Below are 1,202 nucleotides of genomic sequence, written 5' to 3'. Positions count from 1 at the left end.
CCTGAAATGTGACCGATTTTGAGTAGAGTCCGACGCGAAGGAGTCGGACGGATATGAAGCGGAGCAGGTTCAGCGAAGAGCAGATCATTGCGATCTTGAAGGAGCAGGAGGCGGGCATGGCGACGGCAGACGTGTGCCGTCGTCATGGGATCAGCTCGGCGACGTTCTACAAGTGGAAGTCGAAGTATGGCGGCCTGGAGGTATCCGAGGCGCGGCGACTGCGCGCGCTCGAGGACGAGAACGCGAAGCTGAAGAAGCTTTTAGCCGAGGCGATGCTCGACAACGTGGTGTTGAAGGATCTGGCATAAAAAAATGGTAACGCCCGGCGCTAAGCGGGAAGCCGTCGCTCATGCTCGTGAACACCACGGGCTGAGCGAGCGTCGGGCGTGCAACCTGGTCGGAGTGAGCCGGCGGGTGATCCGGTACCGGTCGTCACGGCCAGACGATGGTCCGCTGCGGCAGCGGCTGCGCGAGCTGGTGGCGGAGCGTCGCCGGTTCGGCTACCGACGCCTGGGCTATCTGCTGGCGCGCGAGGGCATAACACCCAACCACAAGAAGCTGCTGCGGGTATATCGCGAAGAGAACCTGCGGGTCCGTCGCCGCGGTGGCCGCAAGCGCGCCCTAGGCACGCGAGCACCGATGGTGTTGCCGGATGGGCCGAACCAGCGCTGGTCGCTGGACTTCGTCTCCGACACGTTGACGTGCAGCCGACGGTTCCGCATCCTGTGCGTGGTCGATGACTACACACGGGAATGCCTGGCGCTGGTGGCCGACACGTCGCTGTCGGGCGTGCGGGTAGCGCGGGAGCTGACGCGGTTGATCGGGATGCGCGGCAAGCCGATACGGTGGTCAGCGACAACGGCACCGAGCTGACCTCGTCAGCCATCCTGCGCTGGTCGCAAGAGCGGCGGGTCAAGTGGCACTACATCGTCCCCGGCAAGCCGATGCAGAACGGCTTCGTCGAGAGCTTCAACGGTCGCTTGCGCGACGAATGCCTCAACGAGACGCTGTTCACGTCGCTGCCGCACGCCCGCTTCGTGCTCGATGCCTGGCGGCACGACTACAACCACGTCAGGCCACACTCGAAACTGGGCGGGAGAACACCCGCCGAGAAAGCCGGCGAACCTGTCTGGGGGCATGCCCCCAGACAGGTTGCCATCACCTCAAGCAACCATCATGAAGGAACCGGACTCTACCTCTGA

General features: G+C 63.9%; 1 pseudogene. It reads left to right on the top strand.

The features are described from left to right. The first annotated feature begins 53 nt into the window (after positions 1-53). Positions 54-1,202, top strand: a pseudogene (locus J3E64_RS20590) (IS3 family transposase).

Origin of the sequence: Sphingobium sp. OAS761 (genome assembly GCF_024168485.1) — a bacterium.
Taxonomy (GTDB): domain Bacteria; phylum Pseudomonadota; class Alphaproteobacteria; order Sphingomonadales; family Sphingomonadaceae; genus Sphingobium.
Note: the sequence above shows the minus strand (reverse complement) of the source record. Positions and strands in the feature narration are given on the sequence as shown.